This is a genomic window from Janthinobacterium sp. BJB401, assembly GCF_013372745.1.
In the GTDB taxonomy this organism is placed as follows: Bacteria; Pseudomonadota; Gammaproteobacteria; order Burkholderiales; family Burkholderiaceae_D; genus Janthinobacterium; species Janthinobacterium rivuli.
The window spans coordinates 1-23,434 of record NZ_JABXFH010000003.1; the positions used below are offsets into that span (position 1 = coordinate 1).

The window sequence follows — 23,434 nt, forward strand, 5'->3', positions numbered from 1 at the left end:
GCCCACGTAGTAGCAAGGCTTTTCCCGGGTATTTGCGGCCAACTGCTACAATTTCGCCCCCTCAGCGCAAATTCGCGTCCCACCATAGAAGATTCACCATGAAACAACAAGCTCAAGGATCAGGCCTGACCCTGAAACGGGCTGGCTTTACCACTGGCTTCGGCGTCCTCGCCGCCACCCTCGGTTCCGCAGTCGGCCTCGGCAATATCTGGAAGTTCCCCTACCTGACAGGCGCCAATGGCGGCGCCGGTTTCCTGCTCATCTATCTGCTCGCTACCTTATTAGTGGGATTGCCCGTGATGATCGCGGAAATCACCCTGGGACGCCGGGCCAAGGTCAATCCCATCTCCACCATGGAACAGCTGGCACCGAAGGGCAAACCCTGGTGGCTCGTTGGCGTCATTGGCATGGTCGCCGCCTTCCTGATCGTCGCGTTCTATTCTGAAGTGGTGGGCTGGGTGTTTGCGTATATCGCCAAGGCCATCGATGGCTCCATCCTCAGCAGCGACAAGCTGGTGACGGAAGCGGCTTTCGCCTCGCTGATCAGCAATCCTTTGCAATCGCTGTTGTGGCAATGGGGCGTGCTGCTGTTTATCGGCGGCATCTTGATGCTGGGCGTGACCAAGGGCATCGAGGCGATCGCCAAGAAACTGATGCCGCTGCTGTTCCTGCTGTTGCTCCTGCTCTGCGCGGTCAGCCTGTCGCTCGATAAGGCAGCCGAAGGACTGGCGTTCCTGTTCCGTCCTGATTTTTCCAAGCTGACGGCTTCCGTCGTGCTGACGGCCATGGGCCTGGCCTTCTTTAAATTGTCCGTTGGCATGGGCACGATGATGACCTACGGCAGCTATTTCCGCGATGACCAGGATATCCCCGTCACGACTTTACGCGTGATGGCGGCCGACCTCGGCGTCTCCATGCTGGCCGGCATCGCCATCTTCCCTGCCGTGTTCACGTTCGGCTTCGCCCCCAGCGCGGGACCGTCGCTGGTATTCATCACGATCCCGGCCGTGTTTTCGCAAATTCCGATGGGGCAAGCCCTGATGGTGGTGTTCTTTATCCTGGCCGCCGTGGCCGCTACGGGGGCGATGCTGTCGCTGATGGAAGTGCCGGTGGTGATTTTCCATGAACGCTTTGGCTGGGCGCGCACCAGGGCCACCATCGTGACCATGCTGCTGCTGGCAGTGCTCGGTTCCGTATGCGCGCTGAGTAATAGCACCCTGGCGGACTTCAAGCTGTTTAATTTGAATATGTTTGATCTGTTCGACTTCGTCTCGTCGAATATCTTCCTGCCGGTAGGCGGCATCGCGATTGCCTTGTTTACCGGCTGGGCCTGGGGCAAGCAGCATTTCATCGAGGCGATCAGCAATCATGGCCAGTTGCAGAACAGAAAATTGGCGCATGTGCTGCTGTTTCTGCTGCGCTTTGTCTCGCCCGTATTGATCCTGATCGTGATGCTGAAGGGCCTGAAAGTCTTCTAATTAAAGAACCCGGGTGTAGGTCTGGCGCACCAGCACCCGGTCGCCGCAATCAAAATGCCACCATTCGCTGTTGATGCCGAAAAAGCCCGCCTGGAACATGGCGTCGCGCAACAATCGGCGATGGTCCACCTGCTCCTGCGTAATTTCTCCCCTTTCCATCATCACCAGCTCCAACGCCGGGTGCGAGCGCTCACTCAAGTCGTCAAAGCCCGTGCCCATGTCGAGTTCCTGCCCATCGGGCCCAACGATGGTGATGTCGAGCGCCATGCCGAACGAGTGGATCGAGCCGCGCGATGGCTCGGCGATATAGCCGAGCAACTCCGTTCCCTGCAGCGCATCCCACAGTTGCTGCTGCACCCGTTGCGGACGCAGGGCGTCGAGTACCAATAAATGATGATCGGGTCGCCGCGCGGCCAGCCAGGCCACGGCCTGTTCCAGGGCGGCGGCCGCATCGCGGTGCAGCCAGGCGCAATCGATGGGGCTATATAAGTCGCGGCCGACAAAATTGTCGGGCGTGGCATAGCGCAAGTCGACGGCGATGCCGGCGATGCTGCTCAGGTGGCGAAATTGCGGATCGCTGCTCACCGCTTCCAATTGCAAACTTGCAACAGACATCAGACGCCTCTTTCCAGGCAGTTGCGCGCCGCCACGCCGATGCTGTCGGCCAGGCGCCGCGCGCCATGCGACAGCGGCGAGTGGCTCGCCGTCAATAAATACAGTTGGATCGGGATCGTCGGCGCCCAAGGACGGCGCTGCAGCCGCTCGGGCGACCCGGACGCGGCCGTAAACGGGTCGACGACGGCCATGCCGGCGCCCGCTTCCACCAGGGAACGGGCGATTTGATAAGTTTGCACCACGGTAGAAAACACGGGGTGGATATCTTGCGCTTCGCAGGCGGCGATCACCAATTCGCCCAGCGGATCATTGTCCGTATGGCCGATCAGCTCGCCGTTCAGGCCATGCGCCGTCAACGGCGTGCCGCAATCGGCCGCGCGCCACGTGCCAGCCGGCGCGATCACCGTCATGACGCCCTGCGCGAGCGGTTCGGCCACGATGCCCGGATGGCGCGGGTCTTGCAGCGACACGGCCAGGTCCGCTTCACCGAGGCGCAGGGTATTGACGATCTCGCCCGTGTGATGGGTGGCCAGTTGGCAACGCGTATGGGGAAAATCGCGCCGCCACTGCGTCATTGCGAAGGGCAAGACGCTGATGGCGATCGTCGGCGTGGAGACCAGGCGGATGGTTTCCACCGCATGGCCCTTCAGGCTGGCCGCCAGACGGCGGATGCCCAGTAAATCGCGGTTGAGCTTTTCCGTCTCGACAAACAGACGGTGCGCTTCGGGTTTCGGGTACAGCTTGCCCCGCACGCGCTCGAACAGCGGCATGCCCAGTTGCAACTCGCAATGCTGCAAGACCTTGGTCACGGCCGGTTGCGAGATATGCAGCACCTGGGCGGCGCCGCTGATGGTGCCAACTTGCATGATGGCGTGAAACACTTCGATATGACGCAGCCGCATGAGCTATTCCTTTACCTTGCCGTGGCCGCCTGGGCCGTCAACGTTCAGCATATAAGAAAAAGTCATGGGCTGGAACGGCTATGCTACTTTGCAACAACAGCTGAGGCCGGCGTCGTCAGCACTTCCAGCAGGGCCGCCGTTTCGCCATCGGGCGTGCCATCGAACAAGGTGTTGCGGTATTTCATCTGGAAGGCGATCAGCACATTGCGCGTCGCTTCGTCGAAAACGCCCGTGTTCGGCGTCGCATAGCCGTGCTGGGCCAGCTTTTTCTGGAACCAGACGGCGTCCGGCACTTGCTGCTCAAACATGATTCGCTGCGCGGCAACGCGGTTCGCGTCCGGCCAGACGATCAGGCCGGCATCGGCCAGCTGGCGCCATGGAAACAGCGGGCCCGGGTCCTGCTTGCGCTGCGGGGCGATCTCGTTATGACCGAGAATATTTTCCGGCGCGATGTTGTAGCGGGCCTGTATATCTTTCAGCAACGGAATCAGCTCATCGATCTGTGCCTGGGGAAACGGATACCAGAGACGGCCTTCCGGCGTGTCCTTGTAACCGGGGTTGACGATCTCGATGCCAATCGAGCTGACATTCAACTGTGTATAAGTCTTCCAGTTACTCACACCCGCGTGGTTGGCCTGGCGCGATTCGTCGACCAGCACGTAAAACTTCGGCTTGTCCGTGTCCGTCAGCAAATAATGGCTGCTGACCACTTGTTCCGTGAGAATCTTGATCGAGCGGGGCAGGTCGCTGACCGTGTAATGGATGACGATGAATTTCACGCGCGGGCTCTGGCCGCGCGCGTTCAAGCTGTGGTCGAGGTGCGGCGCGGGCGTGGTACAGGCGGAGAGCAGGGCCACCAGCAGGGCGAGGGCGATTTTTTTCATGAAGGATCCGTGTTCGGGTTAATAAAATGTTCAGTCTTGACCTGTTTCTTGACGGCCGCCTTGACGGCGATCCTGGCCGCCGCTTCATGTGGACGGGCAACTTTCTGTTCCATCGTCAACGATACAGGCAAAGCGGCGCGCATGGCTGACGCGATGGCCGGGTGCAATTGCGCCGCGCGGCCCGCCAGCACCACGGGACGCGGACCATGGCGAGATACCAAGGCTAGCGCCAAGCGCGCCAATTCCTGTCCCGCGCGCTGCAAGATGTCCAGCGCCAGCGGGTCGGCATCGGCACTGGCGGCCACGGCCAGCGCCAGCCGGCCAATGGCGCCCCGGTCCTGGCCATACATGAAGGCGCGCGACAGCGACCAGTCGCTGCCGCCCAGTTGCGCAAATACGGCTTCGGCCATGGGCGACCCTTGCCAGCTGCCGGGCGCCTCGTCTTCGCGGCGCCAGATGTGACGCAAGGCTTCGCGCGCGATCCAGTAACCGCCGCCGCCATCGTCGAGCAACACGCCGCGCCCGCCTGCGCGGTGAAACACGCCATCCGCATCGATCCAGGCGGCAATCGAGCCCGTGCCAGCGTAGACCAGATAACCTTCGCCGGGTTCAAAACTGTCGCGATAGGCGATGTCGATATCATTGCAGATCGTCACGTCAACGGCGTCCAGCGCCAGCAAGGTGGCCAGCGTTTGCGCCAGCGTCACATCGTCGCCGCCAAAACCCGTCAAGCCCGCCACCACGGCGCGCGGCTGGCCGATAGCCAGCACAGCCTGAGACAGTTTCGCAAACGTGGCGTGCACGGCTGCGCGGCCTGCTTCGCTGCTCATTTGCAAGGCAGACAAGCCTTCCACGGCCCCGTCCGCCACGATGGCACCATCCGCGCCGGCCAAAGCCCAGCGCGTTTGCGTGCCGCCCGCGTCGATGCCCAGCCCGAGCACGGCAGTGTCAATATTGGTTGCAGGGAAGGAAATCATGGCATGAGTGTAAAGCCAAGCGGAGCTTGCAGGCATGAAAGCTTGCGCATGTTTCATGCCTGCAGGTTATGGATTGCCGGTAACCGGCAAAATTACTTGGCGGCGACCGTAAATGGTGCGCGCACGGTAACGCGGGGGCTTTCATTGCCGAGGCGGTCCACGGCGCTGACCACCACCGCATTGACTTTACCGGTGGCATCGTCGACCAGGGTCAGCTCGCCTTGCACGCCCGTGACCACGGTAAAACGCCAGTCTTCGCCATAGCGGGCCCAGACGGCGTATTGCGCCACGGCTTTGCCGCCGCCCGCCGTCAATTTGATGTTGAGGCTGCTGGAATCGCGGCGCAAGGCCAGCACGGGCGTGCCCGGTGCTTCCTTGCCCAGCCATGGCGTGGCGGGAATCAGGGCAGGGCTTTGATACACGCTCGCCTTGAGTTGGTCGCTGACACCCTTGCGGTTCTGCATCAGAGGCACCATGCTGAAATGCACCTGGCCATTCGCGCCAGGGCGCGTGCGCGTCACTTCGACTTGCTTGATGATCTCTTGCGGCGTGAAAGACTTGGCGGAATTGTCGATACGGCTCGTGTACAGGCCTGGCCACACGTGGCGGCCATACGGATTTTGCGCCAGCCAGTAGTCGAGCAGCACGCCAAACGCTTGCGGCGCCTGCGCCACGGGCCAGTACAGCTGCGGCGACAGATAATCGAGCCAGCCCTTGGCCAGCCACAATTCCGCATCCGCATACAGTTTATCGTACTGGCTGAAGCCGACGATGCCGGCAGGGCGGCGGTCCGGACGGCCGATGCCGAACGGGCTGATGCCGAAGCGCACCCAGCTCTTTTCGCGGTGTATGCCTGTATACAAGGCTTCAATCAGCTGGTTGACGTTCTGGCGGCGCCAGGAAGGGCGGTCCAGCTGGCCACCGGCCAGCAAATATTGCTGCCAGGAAGGCTCATCGGGAAACGGCAATTCGCGCTTGGCGCCGCCATTGCCTGCGTCCAGCGCGGCTGTTTCCGCACCGGCACCGGCGCCGGGCGCATCGATCGGATACGGATAAAAGTAATCGTCGATGTGTACGCCATCGATATCGTAGCGGCGCACCACGTCGAGCACCACGTCTGTCGTATGTTTCGAGGCGGCGGCGTCGCCCGGATCCATCCACAGGTAGCGGCCGTACTGCTTGACGGATGCCGGGTTGGTGGACGCGAAACTGTCGCGCGCCAGCGGCGACTTGGCCGTGGCGTGACGGGCACGGTAGGGGTTGAACCAGGCGTGCAACTCCAGGCCGCGCGCATGCGCCTGCGTCACCCAGAAGGCCAGCGGGTCATACATGGGCAATGGCGGCTGGCCTTGCTTGCCAGTCAGGTATTCCGACCACGGCTCCAGCTGCGACGGGTAAATCGTGTCGGCGCTAGGGCGCACTTGCAGCACAATCGCGTTCAGATTCAAGGACTTGGCGCGATCGAGGATGGCCAGCGCTTCGGCTTGCTGCTTGGCAACCGGCAAATTGCTGCGGCTGGGCCAATCGATATTGGCGACCGTCGAGACCCAGGCGGCGCGGAACTCGCGCGGCGCCGGCGGCGGCACTTCGCCCGTGATGTGCTGCACGGGCGGCACGGCCGGCAAACCCGCTTCGCCCGACGTCACCGCGGACGGCAGCTTGGTGCTGGTACAGCTGCTGAGCAATGTGGCGGTGGCCAGCGCGGCCAATACGCCGGCGCTGGCGCCCAGGCGTTTTTTGAAAGTAGACAACAAAACAATTCCTTGCAGTGGTGAAGCGCAGGTCTATCGGTGCGGGCATTTTACTGTGCGCCCGCCATCCATGCGGGCGCACAGTTCAAAAGAATCAGGCCTCGGCCTTCTTGCCGAATTCGGGATCGATCTTGACCAGCGCGGCCATGATGAAAGCAGGAATGGTGGCGATGCAGACCCAGATGAAGAAGTGCTGGTAGCCGAGCATTTGCTGTATCCAGCCGCTGGCCATGCCCGGCAACATCATGCCCAGGGCCATGAAACCCGTGCAGATCGCGTAATGGGCCGTTTTATGCGCGCCATCGGAGACCATGATCATGTACAACATATAAGAAGCGAAACCGAAGCCATAGCCAAATTGCTCCAGCGCAATACCCCCGGCGATCACATAGATGCTGCTGGGCAATGCGGTGGCCAGGTAGACAAAGACCAGGTCGGGCAAGTGGACGGACAGCACCATGATCCACAAACAGCGCTTCAAGCCGAAGCGGGAAATGATGAATCCTCCCAGCAAGCCACCGAGGGTCAGGGCGATCACGCCGATGGTGCCATAGACGAGGCCCACCTGTTCCGTGCTGAGGCCCAGGCCGCCCTTGGCGACGGGGTCGAGCAGGAAGGGTGCCGCCAGCTTCAACAGTTGCGCTTCACCGAGGCGGAACAGCAGCAAAAAGCCGAGGATGACGACAATATCCTTCTTCTTGAAGAAGGCAGCAAAGGTGGCGACGAATTCCTGCAACGGAGAAACACCGGCGCCCTGGATGCTGGGGCGGTCATCCTTCGGTTTCGGCAAGACAAAATAGTGATACAGGAAGAGGGCGATGAACAGGCCCGCCAGAATGGCGAACACGACGGACCAGGCCAGCTGCACATTACCCGTCGCATGCGTCAGATAGCCGGCCAGGTACACGAGGCCGCCTTGGCCCGCGATCATCGCCAGGCGGTAAAAGGTGCTGCGCACGCCGACAAAGGCCGCTTGCTGGTGCTCTTCCAGGCCCAGCATATAAAAGCCGTCGGCGGCAATATCATGCGTGGCGGAACTGAAGGCCATCAGCCAGAAGATGGCCAGGCTGATCTGGAAAAAGTGCGGCAAGGAGGTCGTCAGGGCCACCAGCGCCAGCGCGGCGCCGATCACCAGCTGCAAGCCGACGATCCAGAAGCGCTTGGTGCGGTACATATCGATGAAGGGCGACCACAGGGGCTTGATGACCCACGGCAGGTATAGCCAGCTGGTATACAGCGCGATATCGGTGTTACTGAAACCGTAGTTCTTGTACATGATCACGGACAAGGTCATGACCACCACATAGGGAATGCCCTGGCCGAAATACAGGGAAGGGATCCACAGCCACGGCTTATTTGACGGCGTATTCGCGCGCGCCGGGGCGGTTTGTTTCACTAGCTCCATACATCCTTCTTTGTCTCCCAGACAGAAGAATGCCGCGCCATCGGATCACGCCGCCAGTGCCGCCCGCACACTGCCGTCCGCGCCGGCCAACAATGCCTGTGCCTGGTTTGTGTTGATTTTTTTGATCAAGGCAACAATCGCCACCTTGACGTGATAGTGGCATTGCTCCAGCACGGTCCTGGCCTGCACTTCGCTGGCGCCCGTGGCGTGCATGGTCAGACGCACCGCCCGCCAGATCAGTTTGGCGTTGGTCGGCTTCAAGTCTACCATCAAGTTTCCGTAAGTTTTATGCAAACCGACCATCAGCGCGCTGGAAATCGTGTTCAGGGTGATTTTTTGCGCCGTGCCCGCCTTCAAACGCGTGCTGCCGGAAATGACTTCCATACCCGTGTCGAGCACGATGCCGCATTGCGCCTCGTGCGCCACGGGGGCATCCACATTGTTGGCGATGCCTATCGTCAAGGCGCCCGCCTGGCGTGCGGCCAGCAAGGCGCCCAGCACATACGGCGTGGCGCCGGAGGCGGCCAGCAGAATCACCACGTCATTGACCTGCGGCTGCAGGGCCAGTAAATCCTTCTCACCTTGCGATAAATCATCTTCCGCGCCTTCCACAGCCGTAAACATGGCGCCCGCGCCGCCGGCCAGGATGGCGACGGCCCGTTCCGGTGGCCAGGAAAACGTGGGATTGAGTTCAACGCTGTCGAGTACGCCCAGGCGGCCCGACGTGCCGGCGCCCACATACAGCAGCCGCCCACCGGCAGCGATGCGAGGCAGGGCGGCCGTGATGGCGGCGGCGATGTCGGGCGAGGCCAACCGGACGGCCTCGACGGCCCAGAACTGGTCATCGACCAGCGCCGCCACCAGTTGCTCCACCGGATACAGGTCCAGATCCGGATGCCGCCGGCTCGGGGTTTCAGTTTTCAACATGATTTCAGAACATGGTTGAAGGTGAAACCAGCTTAATACCAACGAGCAAGATCAGCCATGAAAGGATGGCGGGCGGGCATAACGGCCGTTTATAGCTGATGCAGGAACGTGGCGTATTACTTGTACTTCGATACGCCCCCGTTTGTGTCTATACTTGGGTTCGACGCCAACATCCACGACACGCCCCATGATCGCTCGCCAATTGCTGTTCCTGTTTAGCGCCCTCGGCGCCATCAACGGCATTTTCCTGGCCGTCTATTTTTTCAGCCGCCGGCCTCGCTGCCTGGCCGACTGCATGCTCGGTGCATTGCTGCTGGCCGTCGGGGTGCGCACCGCCAAATCCGCCTTTCTCTACTTCAACCCTGCGATCGCCATCGAGTTCCGCCAGCTGGGCCTGTCGGCCTGCCTGCTGATCGGTCCCTTGACCTATCTGTATGTGCGCGCTTTTCTGGCCGGGCGCGCGCAACTGCCTGCCGGACAACAATGGCGCTGGCATCTGGGCCTGTCCTTCCTGATCATTGGCATTGGCGTTGCTTTTCCGTATTCGGCGTATCGTTCTGTGTGGAACTTGTCGAGCCATGCGATTCATGTGTTCTGGCTGGGCTACCTGCTGGCGACCGCTGGGCTGCTCTGGCAAGGCCGCCGCACGTGGTGGAACGACGGACAGCGGATGGCGACCAGCAGCGTGCTCCTGCTGAGCGTCTTTGCAGGCAGCTGTGTCATGCTGGCGGCGTACGCGAGCACGCCGTTCACGTCCTATATTGTCGGCGCCTTGTCGTTCACCTTCTCGCTGCATGTCGCGTTCATGCTCTTTTTGCTGAGAAAGGAAAGCTTGACGCCTGCCGAGCCAAAGCCAAAGTACCAGCATAGCCGCCTGACGCAAGACGATGCGCTTGCCGTGCTCGCTGCGCTGGAACAACAGATGAGCGGGCAACAATCCTATCTGAACCCGAATCTGACTTTGGCCCAACTGGCCAAGCGGGCCGGATGCACGCAGGCGCAGGTGTCGCAGGTACTCAATGACAAGCTGGGCAAGAGCTTCACCACCTACGTCAACGAATACCGTATCGCCGAAGCAAAACAGGTATTGACCGGCGAGCCGCAACTGAATATGGATACCGTCGCCGAGCGCTGCGGGTTCAATTCCAGTTCCACGTTCTACTCGACCTTCAAGAAAGTTGCTGGGCAGACGCCCGCCAGCTTCCGCGCCCAATCCAGCCAGGCGGCCGGGGCCATTTCCGCGTAAAACCGCTCCGGAATCGCCATTCCGGAGTCTGACATCCTGTTTGGCGACATCAATTCCCCTGCATTTCGATAACTTATCGACCACCAGCGATCTGAAATAGTCGTTGCTCCGATAAACGCAGTTCTATATGCAGGGTAAATCCATGATTCAGTTTTTATTGCGAACGATACTCGCCTGTTGCTTGCTCAGCATCACCGCCGTCGGCACCGCCGCCACCGCGGACCAGGACGAACACGCCATCCGGGAAACCGTGCGCTTGTATTTGCATGGCACCAGCTTCAACGTGCAGGAAGAGATCAACCAGGCCTTCCATGCAAATTCACGCCTGTACCTGGACGGCAAAGATAATACGGAATGGCAGTTGAGCGGTCCGGAATACGCCAAACTCTTTAGCGAGGAGAAAAAAGGGCAATTCAATGGACGCCACGGGCGGCTGCTCAAGGTGGAGGTGAGCGGCAAGGTGGCCACCGCCAAGGCGGAGATCCACATTCCCCAGCAAGGGGTGCGCTATGTGGATGTCTTTCTGTTGAAAAAGATCGCGGGCAACTGGAAGATCGTCAGCAAGTCGGCCGATCGCGAGCCGGCAGCCCCGCGCCAGGCACGCAAGGTGCTGCTGGTCGTGTCGAATGTGCATGAATATCCAGGCACAAAAATCAACGCTGGCAATAATTTTCCCGAGCTTGCCTATACCTATGATGTCTTTCGCAAAGCAGGGTACACGGTCGACTTTGTCAGTCCCGAGGGGGGCGCCATTCCCCTGGAAATGATCGTCACGTCGGACGCGCTGCTCAAGAAGTATCTGTACGACAGTGATTTCATGTGGGCACTGGCCCATACCAGGCCCGTCGCCGAGGTCAGGGCGGACGAGTATGCGGGCATGGCTTTCGTCGGCGGCGGCGCGGCCATCGTCGGCATCCCGGACAACAAGCCGCTGCAGGACATCGCCTTGCGTATCTACGAACAACAGGGCGGGGTGATCGCGGCCATCTGCCATGGCACCGAGGGCATCAAGAACCTGAAGCTCAGCGACGGTACTTTCCTGATCCAGGGCAAGACGCTCACCTCCTTCCCCGATGCGTATCTCAACAAGGAATCACCGGTATACAAGGCTTATCCCTTTTCGGCGGAAGCCAGCATCAAGCGCCATGGCGGCATCTTCAGGCACGGCGCCAACGGACAGAGCCACGTCGAGGTCGATGGCCGGCTGGTGACCGGCATGAGCTGGGAGTCGTCCGTCGGCGTGGCCGAATCCATGATCCGCCTGCTCGAACAGTAGATTTATGGAGCGCGGCGCATTTCCGCCACAAAATCGTAATGATCGCTGCGGCAATACGAATGCGTCAGTTCCACCGCTTCGCCCGTCTCCAGATAGGCGATGCGCGTGATGAACAGCACGGCCTGGCCATCGGGGATGCCCAGTTGCTTGGCCAGCACGTCCGTCGCATTCATGGCGCGGATGTGCTGCAAGGCGCGCACGGGGGCCTTCTTGATGCTGCTCAAGTATTCATACAGCGAGTCGCCCATGGCGGCCGGATCCGGCACCACGCTGAAAGGCAGCACGCTGACCTCATACGCCATCACGACATCGTCAGCCAGGCGCAATCGTTCCAGGCGCGCCACCTTCGTGTTCTGCGCCAGGCCCAGGCTCAGCTGTTCATCGCTGCTGGCGATGACGACTTCGCGCTTGAGCCAGCGCGAGCCGGGACGGTAGCCGCGCTGCTGCAACTGCTCGGAAAAGCTCGACAGGTTCGACAGCGGCTGCTCGATGCGCGGGGCAATATAGTTGCCCGAACCACGGCGGCGCACGACGAGGCCTTGCTCGACGAGCTGGTCGATGGCCTTGCGGGCAGTCACGCGCGATACGTCGAGCAGTTCGGACAGGGTACGTTCGGATGGCAGGGCCTGGTCTACCTGGTAGCGGCCGTTGCGTACATCATCGCTCAGCTTGCGGGCGATCTGCATATATAAAGGCGAATTGTCATTTAAATCGACCTTGAGTTCTACGCTGGTCTGGCTCATACAGTTCTCCTTGTCCTCCTAGTGTAATAGCGATGGCGCCTGCGCGTAGCCCGTCCACCCATGAATAAATGGAAAATGACCATAAATAACGGTTATACATTTAAAAAAACGATGTTTTACCGTACGTATAGCTTTGCATTGTAGACAAATAAGCAATTTTCATTAGCGTAGGAAACCATCCAGCCCTATGCTGGCTGCGCAGCGAGGAATTGATACTCACGGCGCTCTACCGTAGTGCGATAGACAACCATCCATCCTTGCCTTGAAATGGTGCATTCCTGAAAGTTATGGCTGCACCATGATGTTTCATTGGCTGCCTTGGCGGCCAGCCTCTAAGCTCTTCCCGAATGCTCCCGCACCATGGGGGCGCAACGCAGCGAGGCAACATGCAGCAACACGTCATCATCATCGGCGGCGGCGTCGTCGGTCTGACATCGGCCTGGTGGCTGGCCGAGGCCGGCTACAAGGTCACGGTACTGGAGCGCAATGAACAGGTGGCGGTCGCCGCCAGCTACCGCAATGGCGGCCAGCTCAGCTATCGCTATGTGGCCCCGCTGGCGGACGCGGGCGTGCCCTTCAAAGCTTTGCAGTGGCTGCTGCAGAAAGATGGTCCGCTGCGCTTCCGTCCCGAGGCCGACTGGCGCCAATGGCGCTGGATGGCCAGCTTCCTGCGCAATTGCAACAGCGCCAGCAACGCCCGCACGACGGCCAAGCTGCTGGAATTAGGCGAACTGAGCCGCGCCGGCATGGCGCAACTGGAGTTGACCGTGCCGCCGCAAGCGTATGCCCGCCGCGATGCGGGCAAGCTCATCGTCTACCGTTCACTGGCCATCTTTCAGCGGGCCGTGGCGCGGCCCGAGTCGGAAGAGGCACGCGTCGTCTTGTCGCCGACGGAGGCGGTACAGCGCGAACCGGCGCTGGCCGCCCTGCAGAATTCATTGGCGGGCGGCATTTTTACGCCCGGCGAAGCGGTGGCCGATTGCCACGCCTTTTGCCTGGCGCTGGAAGCCCGCCTGCTGCAGCACCCGAATTGTTCGCTCATATTAAAAGGCGAGGCGCGCCGCCTCGTCACGCACAAGGGCAGGATCACGGGCGTCGACACCAGCCTAGGCCTGCTGCAAGCGGATCACTATGTGCTGGCGGCCGGCATCCAGAGCCGCGACCTGGCTGCCACGGCAGGCATTTACCTGCCCCTGTATCCGCTGAAAGGCTACAGCCTGACGGCGCCCATCCGCGCGCAGGACCGGGCGCCCGAGATCAGCATCACGGATTTCGAGCGCAAGGTACTGTATGCGCGCATCGGCGGCGACCTGCGCGTGGCCGCCATGGTCGACATGGTGGGCGCCGACAACAGCATCGACTGGAACCGCATCGCCGGCCTGACGCGGCTGGCGCGCGAAGCCATGCCGCACGGCGCCGATTACGACCAGGCCACGGCCTGGGCCGGTTTGCGTCCCGCCACGCCGAACAGCGCGCCGCTGGTGGGCGCCAGCAAAGTGGCCAACTTGTGGCTCAATGTGGGCCATGGCCCGCTGGGCTTTACCTTTGCCGCCGGCACGGCGCGCATCCTGGCCGACCTGATGGCCGGCAAGGCGCCGCCGTTCGCGCTGGACTTCCTCAGTCCGAAAAAATAGCCAGTCAAGGCGGCGCGCACGCGCCGTTGCCGATATGGCGGATAATTGCGGAACTTTTCAGTTCCCCTATTTGCCAGCGCATGCCCACACTCTCGACATCTGCCGCCTGCCCCTGTGGCGGCGCCTCCTACGCCAGCTGCTGCGGCCCGTACATCGCGGGCGACGCCTTGCCGCCCACAGCCGAAACGCTGATGCGTTCGCGCTACACGGCGTTCACCTTGCGCGACGAAGCGTATCTGCTTGCCACCTGGCATGCCAGCACCCGTCCCACCGATGCTTTATTTGCCGAAGAAGAAAAAGTCCACTGGCTGGGACTTGAGGTAAAATCTGCTTTACGTTTACGTCAACGTAAAGCAGTATCAGCAGATCAAGCCGAAGAGATACACCGCGACAGCGTCGAATTCGTGGCCCGCTACAAGGTCAACGGCCGCGCGCACCGCCTGCATGAAGTGAGCCGCTTCGTGCGTGAAGCTGGTGACGGCGGCGCCCTGCGCTGGTTTTATCTCGACGGCAGTTTTCCCGAATAGCGCGACCCGAGAGACCGGGCGATCATAAAAAGGAACCGCAATGCCGCACATCGAAAGCAAACTCAATCCGCGCAGTGAAGATTTCAAGGCCAATGCCGCGGCCATGCAAGCCATCGTCGACGATTTGCGCGACAAGGTGGAAAAGATCGCGGCCGGCGGCGGCGAGGCGGCCGCCGCCAAGCACCTGGCGCGCGGCAAACTGCTGCCACGCGACCGCGTACAGATGCTGCTCGATCCCGGCACGCCCTTCCTCGAGTTTTCCCAGATGGCGGCTTACGCCATGTACCAGGACGCCAAGGGCGTCGATGCGGCGCCTTCCGCCGGCATCATCACCGGCATCGGCCGCGTCTCGGGCCAGGAATGCGTCATCGTGTGTAATGACGCTACAGTCAAGGGCGGCACGTATTATCCGATGACGGTGAAAAAGCATTTGCGCGCCCAGGAAATCGCCGACCAGAACAACCTGCCGTGCATCTACCTGGTCGACTCGGGCGGCGCCAACCTGCCGAACCAGGACGACGTCTTCCCCGACCGCGACCATTTCGGCCGCATCTTCTACAACCAGGCGAACCTGTCGGCCAAGGGCATCCCGCAAATCGCCGTCGTGATGGGTTCTTGCACGGCCGGCGGCGCCTACGTGCCGGCCATGAGCGATGAATCGATCATCGTCAAGGAGCAGGGCACGATTTTCCTCGGCGGCCCGCCGCTGGTCAAAGCGGCCACCGGTGAAGTGGTAACGGCAGAAGACCTGGGCGGCGGCGACGTGCATACGCGCTTGTCCGGCGTGGTCGACCACCTGGCGCAAAACGATCTGCATGCGCTGTCGCTGGCGCGCACCATCGTCTCGAACCTGAACCGTAAAAAACCACAGCAGATGGACTTGCGCGCATCCGTCGAGCCGAAATACCCGACGCAGGAATTATATGGCGTGATCCCCGTCGATACGCGCAAGCCGTTCGACGTGAGGGAGGTGATCGCGCGCATCGTCGACGGCAGCGATTTCGACGAATTCAAGGCCCGCTACGGCACCACCCTGATCTGCGGCTTTGCGCACATCTATGGCGTCAAAGTCGGCATCATCGCCAACAACGGCATCTTGTTTTCCGAATCGGCCCTGAAAGGCACGCATTTCATCGAATTGTGCTGCCAGCGCAAGATCCCGCTCGTGTTCCTGCAAAATATCACGGGCTTCATGGTCGGCCGCAAATACGAAAACGAAGGCATCGCCCGCAATGGCGCCAAGATGGTGACGGCCGTGGCCACGGCCGCCGTGCCGAAATTCACCGTCATCATCGGCGGCAGCTTCGGCGCCGGTAATTACGGCATGTGCGGCCGCGCGTTTTCTCCCCGTTTCATGTGGATGTGGCCGAATGCGCGCATCTCCGTCATGGGCGGTGACCAGGCGGCGTCCGTGCTGGCGACCGTCAAGCGCGACGGCATCGAAGGCAAGGGCGGCGAGTGGAGCGCGGACGAGGAAGCGGCCTTCAAGCAGCCGATCAAGGATCAATACGAACACCAGGGCCACCCGTACTATGCCACCGCGCGCCTGTGGGACGACGGCGTGATCGACCCGGCCGACACCCGCATGGTGCTGGGCCTGGGCCTGTCGGCCGCGCTCAACGCCGAAATCCCGGACACGAAGTTCGGCGTATTCCGCATGTAAGGGGAAAAAACCATGGAATTTGAAACCTTAAAGCTGGTCATCGAGGGCAATGTCGCCACCGTGACCCTGAACCGCCCTGACGTGCGCAACGCCTTCAACGAGACGACGATCGCCGAACTGGCGCGCGCCTTCGAGGGCCTGGGGCGCAGCGACATGGTGCGCGCCATCGTGCTGGCGGCCAATGGCGCGGCCTTCTGCGCCGGTGCGGACTTGAACTGGATGAAGAAGATGGCAGGCTACACGCATGCCGAAAACCAGGCCGACGCGCTGCAGCTGGCGCAGATGCTGCGCACGATTTACCTGTGTCCCAAGCCCGTCGTGGCGAAGATCCAGGGCGACTGTTATGCGGGCGGCATGGGCCTCGTCGCCGCATGCGATATCATTCTGGCTGCGGAAGACGTGCATTTCTGCCTGAGCGAAGTGCGGCTGGGACTGATCCCGGCCACTATTTCACCGTATGTCATCAAGGCCATGGGCGAAAACGCGGCACGCCGCTATTTCCTGACCGCGGAGCGATTCTCCGCCCAGGAAGCGCTGCGCATCGGCTTTGCCCACGAGGTAGTCGAAGCAAGCGCGCTGGACGCGAAAACGGCGGAGGTGCTCAAAGCGCTGACGGGCAACAGCCCGCACGCCGTGGCGCAAGCGAAAACGCTGGTGCGCGAGATCGTCGGCCAGCCGGTCAACGATGCGCTGCTGGCGGACACCGCCGAGCGCATCGCGCAGATCCGCGCGTCGGAACAGGGCCGCGAAGGCGTGCAGTCGTTCCTCGACAAGCGCAAGCCGAGCTGGCTCATGGGCTAGCAATATCATTGGAGCAGTTTTGAAAGCAGAAAAACAATCGGGCTGGGTCGAACGCAGTCTGCGCAGCGTGTGGCATCCGTGCACGCAAATGCAGCACCACGAGACTGTACCGCTCATCCCCGTCAGCCATGGCCGCGGCGCCTGGCTGTATGACCACGAAGGCCGACGCTACCTGGACGCCATCAGCTCCTGGTGGGTGAACCTGTTCGGCCATGCGAATCCGCGCATCAATGCGGAACTCAAGGACCAGCTGGACCGGCTGGAACACGCGATGCTGGCCGGTTTCACGCATGAACCGGTGATCGAACTGTCGGAAAAGCTCTCTGCGCTCACCGGCGGCGTGCTTGGCCACAGCTTTTACGCGTCCGACGGGGCATCGGCCGTGGAAATCGCCCTGAAAATGAGTTTTCACGCCTGGCGCAACAGCGGCAAGAGTGAAAAGCAGGAATTCGTCTGCCTGAAGGGCAGCTACCACGGCGAAACCATCGGCGCCCTGGCCGTCACGGACGTCGCCCTGTTCAAGGATGCCTACGGCCCCCTGCTGCGCGCCACCCAGACGGTGATGTCGCCCGACTTCCGCCAGGCGGCCAAAGGTGAAACGGCTGCAGATGTGGCGCGCCGCACGGCCGCCGAAGTCGAGCAACTGTTCCAGCAAAAAGCCGACAAGATCGCCGCCATCATCATCGAGCCGCTGGTGCAATGCGCCACCGGCATGGCCATGCACGATTCCTTGTACCTGTCCCTGGTGCGCGCCCTGTGCGACCGTTATCAAGTCCATTTGATCCTCGATGAAATCGCCGTTGGCTGCGGCCGCACGGGCACCTTCTTTGCGTGCGAACAGGCCGGCATCTGGCCCGATTTCGTCTGTCTGTCGAAGGGCATCAGCGGCGGCTATTTGCCCCTGTCCCTCGTCATGACGCGCGAAGACATCTACCAGGCGTTCTACAGCACCGATGTGCGCCGCGGCTTCCTGCATTCGCACTCGTACACGGGCAACCCGCTGGCCTGCCGCGCCGCGCTGGCCACCCTGTCGATTTTTGAGGAAGACGATGTGCTGGTGACCAACCGCGTGCGCGCTGAAAAAATCACGCGCGCCATGGCGCCGCTGGCGCAGCATGAAAAAGTAAAACACTTCCGCCAGCAGGGCATGATCTGGGCCTTCGATGCGGTGGACGCGGCGCCCGATTTTTCGCGCCGCTTCTTCAGCACGGCGCTGGAACACGAACTGCTGATGCGCCCCATCGGTTCCACCGTCTACCTGATGCCGCCGTACATCCTCGACGACGAAGAAATCGCGGGCCTGGGCCAGCAGACGCTGGCCGTCTTCAACAAAGTGATCGGAGCCTGAGATGGAACTGATCGCGCGCTTGAAGCAGCAGTTGCAGGGGCTGGAAGAGCACAGCCTGATCCGCCGCCGCCGCACCGTCGACACGCCGTGCGCGCCACGCCTGACGGTCGATGGCCGCGCCATGCTGGCCTTTTGCAGCAATGACTACCTGGGCCTGGCCGCGCACCCGCGCATCGTGGAAGCGCTGAAAGAAGGCGCCGACCTGTATGGCGCCGGCAGCGGCGCTTCGCACCTGATCAGTGGCCATAGCCGCGCCCACGCGCAGCTGGAAGAGCGCCTGGCAGATTTCGTGGGCGCCAACCTGGAACAGGCGCGCGCCCTGTATTTTTGCACCGGTTACATGGCCAACCTGGCCGTGCTGACCGCCTTGTCGGCGGGCGATCCGGATACCGAGATTTTTTCGGAAGCGCTGAACCACGCTTCGCTGATCGACGGCACGCGCCTGGCCCGCGTGAAAACCCGCGTGTATCCGCACGCCGACCTCGAGGCCCTGGCGGGCCTGCTGGCGGCCAGCACGGCACAGACGAAAATCGTCGTCACCGACAGCGTCTTCAGCATGGATGGCGACCTGGCGCCGCTGCCCGCGCTGCTGGCCCTGTGCGAACAATACGGCGCCTGGCTGGTGGTCGACGACGCGCACGGCTTCGGCGCGCTGGGAGCCAATGGCCGTGGCGCGCTCGAACATTTCGACCTGCATTCGCCCTACCTCGTATACGTGGGCACCCTGGGCAAATCGGCCGGCGTGGGCGGCGCCTTTGTGTGCGCACACGAAGCCGTGATCGACACCCTGATCCAGAAGGCGCGCCCCTACATCTTCACGACGGCGGCAGCGCCCGCGCTCGCGCATGCACTGCTGGCCAGCCTGGACATCATCGCCGGGGACGAAGGAAAACAACGCCGGACGCACCTGGCCGCGCTGGTGGCGCAATGGAATGACGGCTTGCAGCTGCAGCGCTGGCAAGCCTTGCCCTCCGTGACCGCCATCCAGCCCGTCATCATCGGCGAGAATGCCGACATGCTGGCCGTCGCCGCGCAACTGTACCAACAGGGCCTGTGGGTCGGCGCCATCCGCCCGCCCACCGTCCCTGTCGGTACGGCGCGCCTGCGCGTGACCCTGTCGGCCGGCCATACGGCGCAGGAAGTGGCGCAATTGATCAACGCAGTCAACACCCTGGAAAGGACTCGCCATGAGCCTTGATGACCCTATCGTGGCGGACGTGCTGGCGGATCTGGCGCCGGCCGTGCAGCCGGTGCCGGCAACCACCGGCCTGCCGTCGCGCTTTGCCTGTTTCGTCACCGGCACCGACACGGAAATCGGCAAGACATTGACGTCGTCGGCTTTGCTGCACGCGCTGGTCGCGCGTGGCGTGCGCGCCTGCGGCATGAAGCCCGTGGCCGCCGGCGCCGAAATGCGCGACGGCGAGCTGCATAATGAAGACGCCGACAGCCTGATCGCTGCCGGCAACGTCACCATGCTGCGCAGTCTGACGACGCCCTATATGCTGAAGGAAGCGGCGGCGCCGCACATCGCCGCCGCGCTTGAAGGCGTGAGCATTGAATCCGTGCCGATCCTGGCCGCCTACCTGGAAATCGCCGCCGCCTCGGACGCTGTCGTGGTCGAAGGCGTGGGCGGTTTCCGCGTGCCGCTGTCGCCCGGCTTTGATTCGGCCGACCTGGCGCAGCAGCTCGATCTGCCCGTGATCCTCGTGGTCGGCATGCGCCTGGGCTGCATCAGCCAGGCCTTGCTGACGGTGGAAGCCATCGAAGCGCGTGGCTTGACGGTGATCGGCTGGGTCGCCAACACCCTGGAAGTGGAAATGCGCTTCCTCGACGAAAATATCGATGCGCTGATCGAGCGCATCCCGGCACCGCTGCTGGGCAGGGTGCCGCGCCTGGCGCAGCCGAGCGCACAAGCGGCGGCGTCCTATCTCGATTTCACCGGCTTGCCCAACTGGCCGGCGCAGCACCCCAACACTTAAAACGTATCCAAAAATAGAAGCGAAGGAATCACCATGTCCGTAGTCCAAGAAGCAGCAAAAACCGTCGAACTGCACCGCCCTGCGGCGCGCATCACCCTGCCAGAAGCGGCCACCTGGCCCATCGATGATGTACTGGCCCTGTTCGACCTGCCATTCAATGACCTGATGTTCAAGGCCCAGCAAACCCACCGTATCAACTTCCCCGACGGCGACGTGGAACTGGCGACCCTGTTGTCGATCAAAACGGGCGGCTGCGAGGAAGACTGCGGCTACTGCCCGCAGGCGGCCCGCTACGACACGGGCGTGGAAGCGAAAAAAATCCTCGACATCGACACGGTGCTCGACGCGGCCCGCCAGGCGAAAGCCAATGGCGCCACGCGCTTCTGCATGGGCGCCGCCTGGCGCGGCCCGAAAGACCGCGACATGGACAAGGTCGAAGAAATGGTCAGCAAAGTCAAAGCGCTGGGCCTGGAAACCTGCGCCACCCTGGGCATGCTGGAAGAGGGACAAGCGGACCGCCTGAAAAACGCGGGCCTGGATTTCTATAACCACAACCTCGACACGGCGCCCGAGTTCTACGACAACGTCATCTCCACGCGTGAATACCAGGACCGCCTCGATACTTTGGGCCGCGTGCGCGAAGCTGGCTTGAAAGTGTGCTGCGGCGGCATCGTCGGCATGGGCGAGACGCGTCTGCAACGCGCGGGCCTGATCGCCCAGCTGGCGAACCTGAATCCGTATCCGGAATCGGTGCCCGTCAACCACCTGGTGCAGGTGGAAGGCACGCCTTTGTTTGGCCTGGAAGCGCTGGATCCGTTCGAATTCGTGCGCACGATCGCCGTGGCCCGCATCACCATGCCGAAAGCGCGCGTGCGTTTGTCGGCCGGCCGCCGCCAGATGGGCGAAGCCGTGCAAGCGATGTGCTTCCTGGCGGGCGCCAACTCCATCTTCTACGGCGACAAGCTGCTCACCACCGACAACCCGGAAGCCGAAGACGACCGCGTCTTGCTCGGCAAACTGGGCTTGCAGACGCGCGGCGCCATGCTCGAATCGGTGCAGAAAGAGAAGTGCGGCTGCTGATGACAGCCTTGTCGGGTTACGCCGTGCCGGCTAACCCGACCTACGAATACCGCCTCACCAATGCGTAGGTCGGCTTAGCGCAAAGCGCGTAAGCCGACACGCCAGCACACAACGTCCATAACAAGAGACAGCTGCCCCTTTTTGAGAGAATAGAGAGAGACCATGTTCACTAAAATCCTGATCGCCAACCGCGGCGAAATCGCTTGCCGTGTCGCCGCTACCGCGCGCCGCATGGGCATCCAGACCGTCGCCGTGTATTCGGAAGCGGACGCCAACGCCAAGCACGTCGCCGTGTGCGACGAAGCCGTCTTGATCGGCCCCGCGCCGGCCAAGGAAAGCTATCTGTGCGGCGACAAGATCATCGCCGTGGCGCTGGCCACTGGTGCCCAGGCGATCCACCCCGGCTATGGTTTCCTGTCCGAGAACGCCGACTTCGCCGATGCCTGCCAGGCGGCGGGCCTCGTCTTCATCGGCCCGCCGGCGTCCGCCATGCGCGCCATGGGCTCGAAGTCGGCCGCCAAGTCGCTGATGGAAAAGGCGAATGTGCCGCTGGTGCCCGGCTACCACGGCGAAGAACAGGATGCGGATTTCCTGCACACGCAAGCCGACAAGATCGGCTACCCCGTACTGCTGAAGGCGTCGGCCGGCGGCGGCGGTAAGGGCATGCGCGTCATTGAAAACAGCACCGACTTCAAGGCCGCGCTGGCCTCGTGCAAGCGCGAAGCGATCAGCTCTTTCGGCGACGACAAGGTGCTGGCCGAAAAATACCTGTCGCGTCCACGGCATATCGAAATCCAGGTGTTTGCCGACACCCTGGGCAACTGCATCTACTTGTTCGAGCGCGATTGCTCGGTGCAGCGCCGCCATCAAAAGGTGCTGGAAGAAGCACCGGCGCCGGGCATGCCAGCCGACCGACGCGCGGCCATGGGCGAGGCGGCTGTTGCCGCCGCCAAGGCCGTCGGCTATGTCGGCGCGGGCACGGTGGAATTCATCGCCAACCAGGATGGTTCGTTCTACTTCATGGAGATGAACACGCGCCTGCAGGTCGAGCATCCGGTGACGGAAATGATCACCGGCACCGACCTGGTGGAATGGCAGTTGCGCGTCGCCTTTGGCGAGCCGCTGCCGAAAAAACAAAGCGAACTGGCGATCCACGGCCACGCCATCGAGGCGCGCATCTATGCGGAAAATCCGGAGAAGGGCTTTTTGCCATCGATCGGCACCCTGCGCCATATGCAGTCGCCATCGGCCGTCACGTTCGAGCTCGGTGGCACGGTAGTTCCAGCCGCCGTGCGCATCGATTCGGGCGTGCGCGAAGGCGATGCGATCTCGCCATTCTACGACCCGATGATCGCCAAGCTGATCGTCTGGGGCGCGGACCGCCGCGTAGCGCTGGCACGCATGGCGCAGGCGCTGGCCGATTACCAGATCGTCGGCCTGGCCAGCAATATCGCTTTCCTGAAACGCCTGGTCGAAGGCCAGGCATTCAGCTCTGCCGATCTCGATACGGGCCTCATCGAGCGCAATCAGGCATCGCTGTTCCCCGCCCTGCAGGCGGCGCCCGACACGGCCCTGGCGCTGGCCTCCGTCGCCCTGCTGCTGGAAGAAAAAGCGGCCGCCGAAGCGCAATCGCTGCAGCGCGCCGACCCGTGGGGCAATGCCCTGGGCTGGCGTCTGAACAGCACCCTGGGCCGCAGCCTGTCGTTCGCCGATGAATTCACCTTGGCCGGCGAGGGCAAGGCCTATACGGCGCGCGTTGCCTACAAGACGGATGGCTGGCTGTTCAACGGCCAGCCCTTGAGCCTGACGGCACACACAGGCAACGAGCTGCACATCAAGCTCGGTGAGCGTGCCGTGCACGGCACGGTGCTGCGCGATGGAGAACAGTTCCACGTGTTTAGCAATGGCTTGCACTACACACTGCATTACAACGATCCGATGGCGCATGCGGGCGAAGTGGAAGCGGAAGGCGGGCGCCTGACGGCGCCGATGCCGGGCAAGGTCGTCGCCGTGCTGGTGAACAAGGGCCAGGACGTCAAGAAGGGCGAGCCTTTGGTCATCATGGAAGCGATGAAGATGGAGCACACGATCGCCGCGCCGCACGACGGCCTGGTGGAAGACGTGCTGTACGCCGTCGGCGACCAGGTGGCCGATGGCGCGCCGCTGCTGGCCTTCAAGGCTGCCGCATAGAGGTAAGC

Annotated in this window: 20 protein-coding genes; 12 read left to right on the forward strand and 8 right to left on the reverse strand. The window is 62.2% G+C overall.

All coding sequences use genetic code 11. The annotated features are described in order from the left end of the window. Positions 1–98: 98 nt before the first annotated feature. Positions 99–1,478, forward strand: a complete 1,380-nt coding sequence (locus HWE17_RS02980; RefSeq protein ID WP_176387770.1) for a sodium-dependent transporter — start codon at positions 99–101, stop codon at positions 1,476–1,478. Here the strand turns inward: HWE17_RS02980 and HWE17_RS02985 are convergent, their stop codons facing one another. From HWE17_RS02985 to HWE17_RS03015, 7 genes are all read right to left on the reverse strand, one after another. After that, on the reverse strand, positions 1,479–2,093 hold the full coding sequence (locus HWE17_RS02985; RefSeq protein WP_176387771.1) for a M15 family metallopeptidase: 615 nt from the start codon (positions 2,091–2,093) through the stop codon (positions 1,479–1,481). Next, positions 2,093–2,995: a LysR family transcriptional regulator gene (locus tag HWE17_RS02990; RefSeq protein WP_176387772.1), complete on the reverse strand. Its 903-nt coding sequence runs from the start codon at positions 2,993–2,995 to the stop codon at positions 2,093–2,095. Before HWE17_RS02990 ends, HWE17_RS02985 begins: the two co-directional genes overlap by 1 nt. Positions 2,996–3,078: 83 nt before the next feature. After that, positions 3,079–3,879, reverse strand: coding sequence for an N-acetylmuramoyl-L-alanine amidase (locus tag HWE17_RS02995; protein WP_176387773.1), 801 nt, complete (start codon positions 3,877–3,879; stop codon positions 3,079–3,081). Then, positions 3,876–4,856, reverse strand: a complete 981-nt coding sequence (locus HWE17_RS03000) for an N-acetylglucosamine kinase (protein WP_255206095.1) — start codon at positions 4,854–4,856, stop codon at positions 3,876–3,878. The genes HWE17_RS02995 and HWE17_RS03000 overlap by 4 nt, the downstream gene beginning before the upstream one ends. A 92-nt stretch (positions 4,857–4,948) precedes the next feature. Beyond that, positions 4,949–6,610 (reverse strand): glycoside hydrolase family 10 protein, encoded by a 1,662-nt coding sequence (locus tag HWE17_RS03005; protein ID WP_217916684.1) that lies wholly within the window; start codon positions 6,608–6,610, stop codon positions 4,949–4,951. Between the two features lie 91 nt (positions 6,611–6,701). Then, a complete protein-coding gene (locus HWE17_RS03010) occupies positions 6,702–8,012 on the reverse strand; it encodes an MFS transporter (RefSeq protein ID WP_176387775.1) in 1,311 nt (436 codons plus the stop codon). A 45-nt stretch (positions 8,013–8,057) separates the two neighbouring features. Beyond that, positions 8,058–8,939: an N-acetylmuramic acid 6-phosphate etherase gene (locus tag HWE17_RS03015; RefSeq protein ID WP_035823205.1), complete on the reverse strand. Its 882-nt coding sequence runs from the start codon at positions 8,937–8,939 to the stop codon at positions 8,058–8,060. Positions 8,940–9,126: 187 nt separating this feature from the next. Between HWE17_RS03015 and HWE17_RS03020 the strand changes: the two genes are divergently transcribed. After that, positions 9,127–10,185: an AraC family transcriptional regulator gene (locus tag HWE17_RS03020; protein WP_176387776.1), complete on the forward strand. Its 1,059-nt coding sequence runs from the start codon at positions 9,127–9,129 to the stop codon at positions 10,183–10,185. Between the two features lie 142 nt (positions 10,186–10,327). Further along, positions 10,328–11,461 carry a nuclear transport factor 2 family protein gene (locus tag HWE17_RS03025; protein ID WP_176387777.1) on the forward strand — a complete coding sequence of 378 codons (1,134 nt, stop codon included), beginning with the start codon at positions 10,328–10,330 and terminating at the stop codon, positions 11,459–11,461. A 2-nt stretch (positions 11,462–11,463) separates the two neighbouring features. Here the strand turns inward: HWE17_RS03025 and HWE17_RS03030 are convergent, their stop codons facing one another. Next, the gene (locus tag HWE17_RS03030; protein WP_035823211.1) at positions 11,464–12,204 is read right to left on the reverse strand and encodes a GntR family transcriptional regulator; all 741 of its coding nucleotides are present in this window, start codon (positions 12,202–12,204) and stop codon (positions 11,464–11,466) included. A gap of 347 nt (positions 12,205–12,551) precedes the next feature. On the opposite strand from HWE17_RS03030, the gene HWE17_RS03035 reads away from it, so the two are divergent. The 9 genes from HWE17_RS03035 (at position 12,552) to HWE17_RS03075 (ending at position 23,426) form a co-directional block, all read left to right on the forward strand. Continuing rightward, a complete protein-coding gene (locus HWE17_RS03035; RefSeq protein WP_099403919.1) occupies positions 12,552–13,838 on the forward strand; it encodes a D-amino acid dehydrogenase in 1,287 nt (428 codons plus the stop codon). 80 nt (positions 13,839–13,918) lie between these two features. Then, positions 13,919–14,365, forward strand: a complete 447-nt coding sequence (locus HWE17_RS03040; protein ID WP_176387778.1) for a YchJ family protein — start codon at positions 13,919–13,921, stop codon at positions 14,363–14,365. Between the two features lie 40 nt (positions 14,366–14,405). After that, positions 14,406–16,028 (forward strand): carboxyl transferase domain-containing protein, encoded by a 1,623-nt coding sequence (locus HWE17_RS03045; protein ID WP_176387779.1) that lies wholly within the window; start codon positions 14,406–14,408, stop codon positions 16,026–16,028. 12 nt (positions 16,029–16,040) lie between these two features. Next, the gene (locus HWE17_RS03050; protein ID WP_176387780.1) at positions 16,041–16,829 is read left to right on the forward strand and encodes an enoyl-CoA hydratase/isomerase family protein; all 789 of its coding nucleotides are present in this window, start codon (positions 16,041–16,043) and stop codon (positions 16,827–16,829) included. Between the two features lie 19 nt (positions 16,830–16,848). Then, the gene (bioA, locus tag HWE17_RS03055; RefSeq protein ID WP_255206096.1) at positions 16,849–18,177 is read left to right on the forward strand and encodes an adenosylmethionine--8-amino-7-oxononanoate transaminase; all 1,329 of its coding nucleotides are present in this window, start codon (positions 16,849–16,851) and stop codon (positions 18,175–18,177) included. A 1-nt stretch (position 18,178) separates the two neighbouring features. Continuing rightward, positions 18,179–19,375, forward strand: a complete 1,197-nt coding sequence (bioF, locus tag HWE17_RS03060) for an 8-amino-7-oxononanoate synthase (protein ID WP_176387782.1) — start codon at positions 18,179–18,181, stop codon at positions 19,373–19,375. Next, positions 19,365–20,156: a dethiobiotin synthase gene (bioD, locus tag HWE17_RS03065; RefSeq protein WP_176387783.1), complete on the forward strand. Its 792-nt coding sequence runs from the start codon at positions 19,365–19,367 to the stop codon at positions 20,154–20,156. Before bioF ends, bioD begins: the two co-directional genes overlap by 11 nt. A 33-nt stretch (positions 20,157–20,189) precedes the next feature. Next, a complete protein-coding gene (bioB, locus tag HWE17_RS03070) occupies positions 20,190–21,236 on the forward strand; it encodes a biotin synthase BioB (RefSeq protein ID WP_046681747.1) in 1,047 nt (348 codons plus the stop codon). Positions 21,237–21,398: 162 nt separating this feature from the next. After that, a complete protein-coding gene (locus HWE17_RS03075) occupies positions 21,399–23,426 on the forward strand; it encodes an acetyl/propionyl/methylcrotonyl-CoA carboxylase subunit alpha (protein ID WP_176387784.1) in 2,028 nt (675 codons plus the stop codon). Positions 23,427–23,434: the final 8 nt, after the last annotated feature.

Coding starts and splice junctions, on each gene's coding strand:
- HWE17_RS02980 (WP_176387770.1), top strand. CDS start 99: ATGAAACAACAAGCTCAAGGATCAGGCCTGACCCTGAAACGGGCTGGC.
- HWE17_RS02985 (WP_176387771.1), bottom strand. CDS start 2,093: ATGTCTGTTGCAAGTTTGCAATTGGAAGCGGTGAGCAGCGATCCGCAA.
- HWE17_RS02990 (WP_176387772.1), bottom strand. CDS start 2,995: ATGCGGCTGCGTCATATCGAAGTGTTTCACGCCATCATGCAAGTTGGC.
- HWE17_RS02995 (WP_176387773.1), bottom strand. CDS start 3,879: ATGAAAAAAATCGCCCTCGCCCTGCTGGTGGCCCTGCTCTCCGCCTGT.
- HWE17_RS03000 (WP_255206095.1), bottom strand. CDS start 4,856: ATGATTTCCTTCCCTGCAACCAATATTGACACTGCCGTGCTCGGGCTG.
- HWE17_RS03010 (WP_176387775.1), bottom strand. CDS start 8,012: ATGGAGCTAGTGAAACAAACCGCCCCGGCGCGCGCGAATACGCCGTCA.
- HWE17_RS03015 (WP_035823205.1), bottom strand. CDS start 8,939: ATGTTGAAAACTGAAACCCCGAGCCGGCGGCATCCGGATCTGGACCTG.
- HWE17_RS03020 (WP_176387776.1), top strand. CDS start 9,127: ATGATCGCTCGCCAATTGCTGTTCCTGTTTAGCGCCCTCGGCGCCATC.
- HWE17_RS03025 (WP_176387777.1), top strand. CDS start 10,328: ATGATTCAGTTTTTATTGCGAACGATACTCGCCTGTTGCTTGCTCAGC.
- HWE17_RS03030 (WP_035823211.1), bottom strand. CDS start 12,204: ATGAGCCAGACCAGCGTAGAACTCAAGGTCGATTTAAATGACAATTCG.
- HWE17_RS03035 (WP_099403919.1), top strand. CDS start 12,552: ATGCTCCCGCACCATGGGGGCGCAACGCAGCGAGGCAACATGCAGCAA.
- HWE17_RS03040 (WP_176387778.1), top strand. CDS start 13,919: ATGCCCACACTCTCGACATCTGCCGCCTGCCCCTGTGGCGGCGCCTCC.
- HWE17_RS03045 (WP_176387779.1), top strand. CDS start 14,406: ATGCCGCACATCGAAAGCAAACTCAATCCGCGCAGTGAAGATTTCAAG.
- HWE17_RS03050 (WP_176387780.1), top strand. CDS start 16,041: ATGGAATTTGAAACCTTAAAGCTGGTCATCGAGGGCAATGTCGCCACC.
- bioF (WP_176387782.1), top strand. CDS start 18,179: ATGGAACTGATCGCGCGCTTGAAGCAGCAGTTGCAGGGGCTGGAAGAG.
- bioD (WP_176387783.1), top strand. CDS start 19,365: ATGAGCCTTGATGACCCTATCGTGGCGGACGTGCTGGCGGATCTGGCG.
- bioB (WP_046681747.1), top strand. CDS start 20,190: ATGTCCGTAGTCCAAGAAGCAGCAAAAACCGTCGAACTGCACCGCCCT.
- HWE17_RS03075 (WP_176387784.1), top strand. CDS start 21,399: ATGTTCACTAAAATCCTGATCGCCAACCGCGGCGAAATCGCTTGCCGT.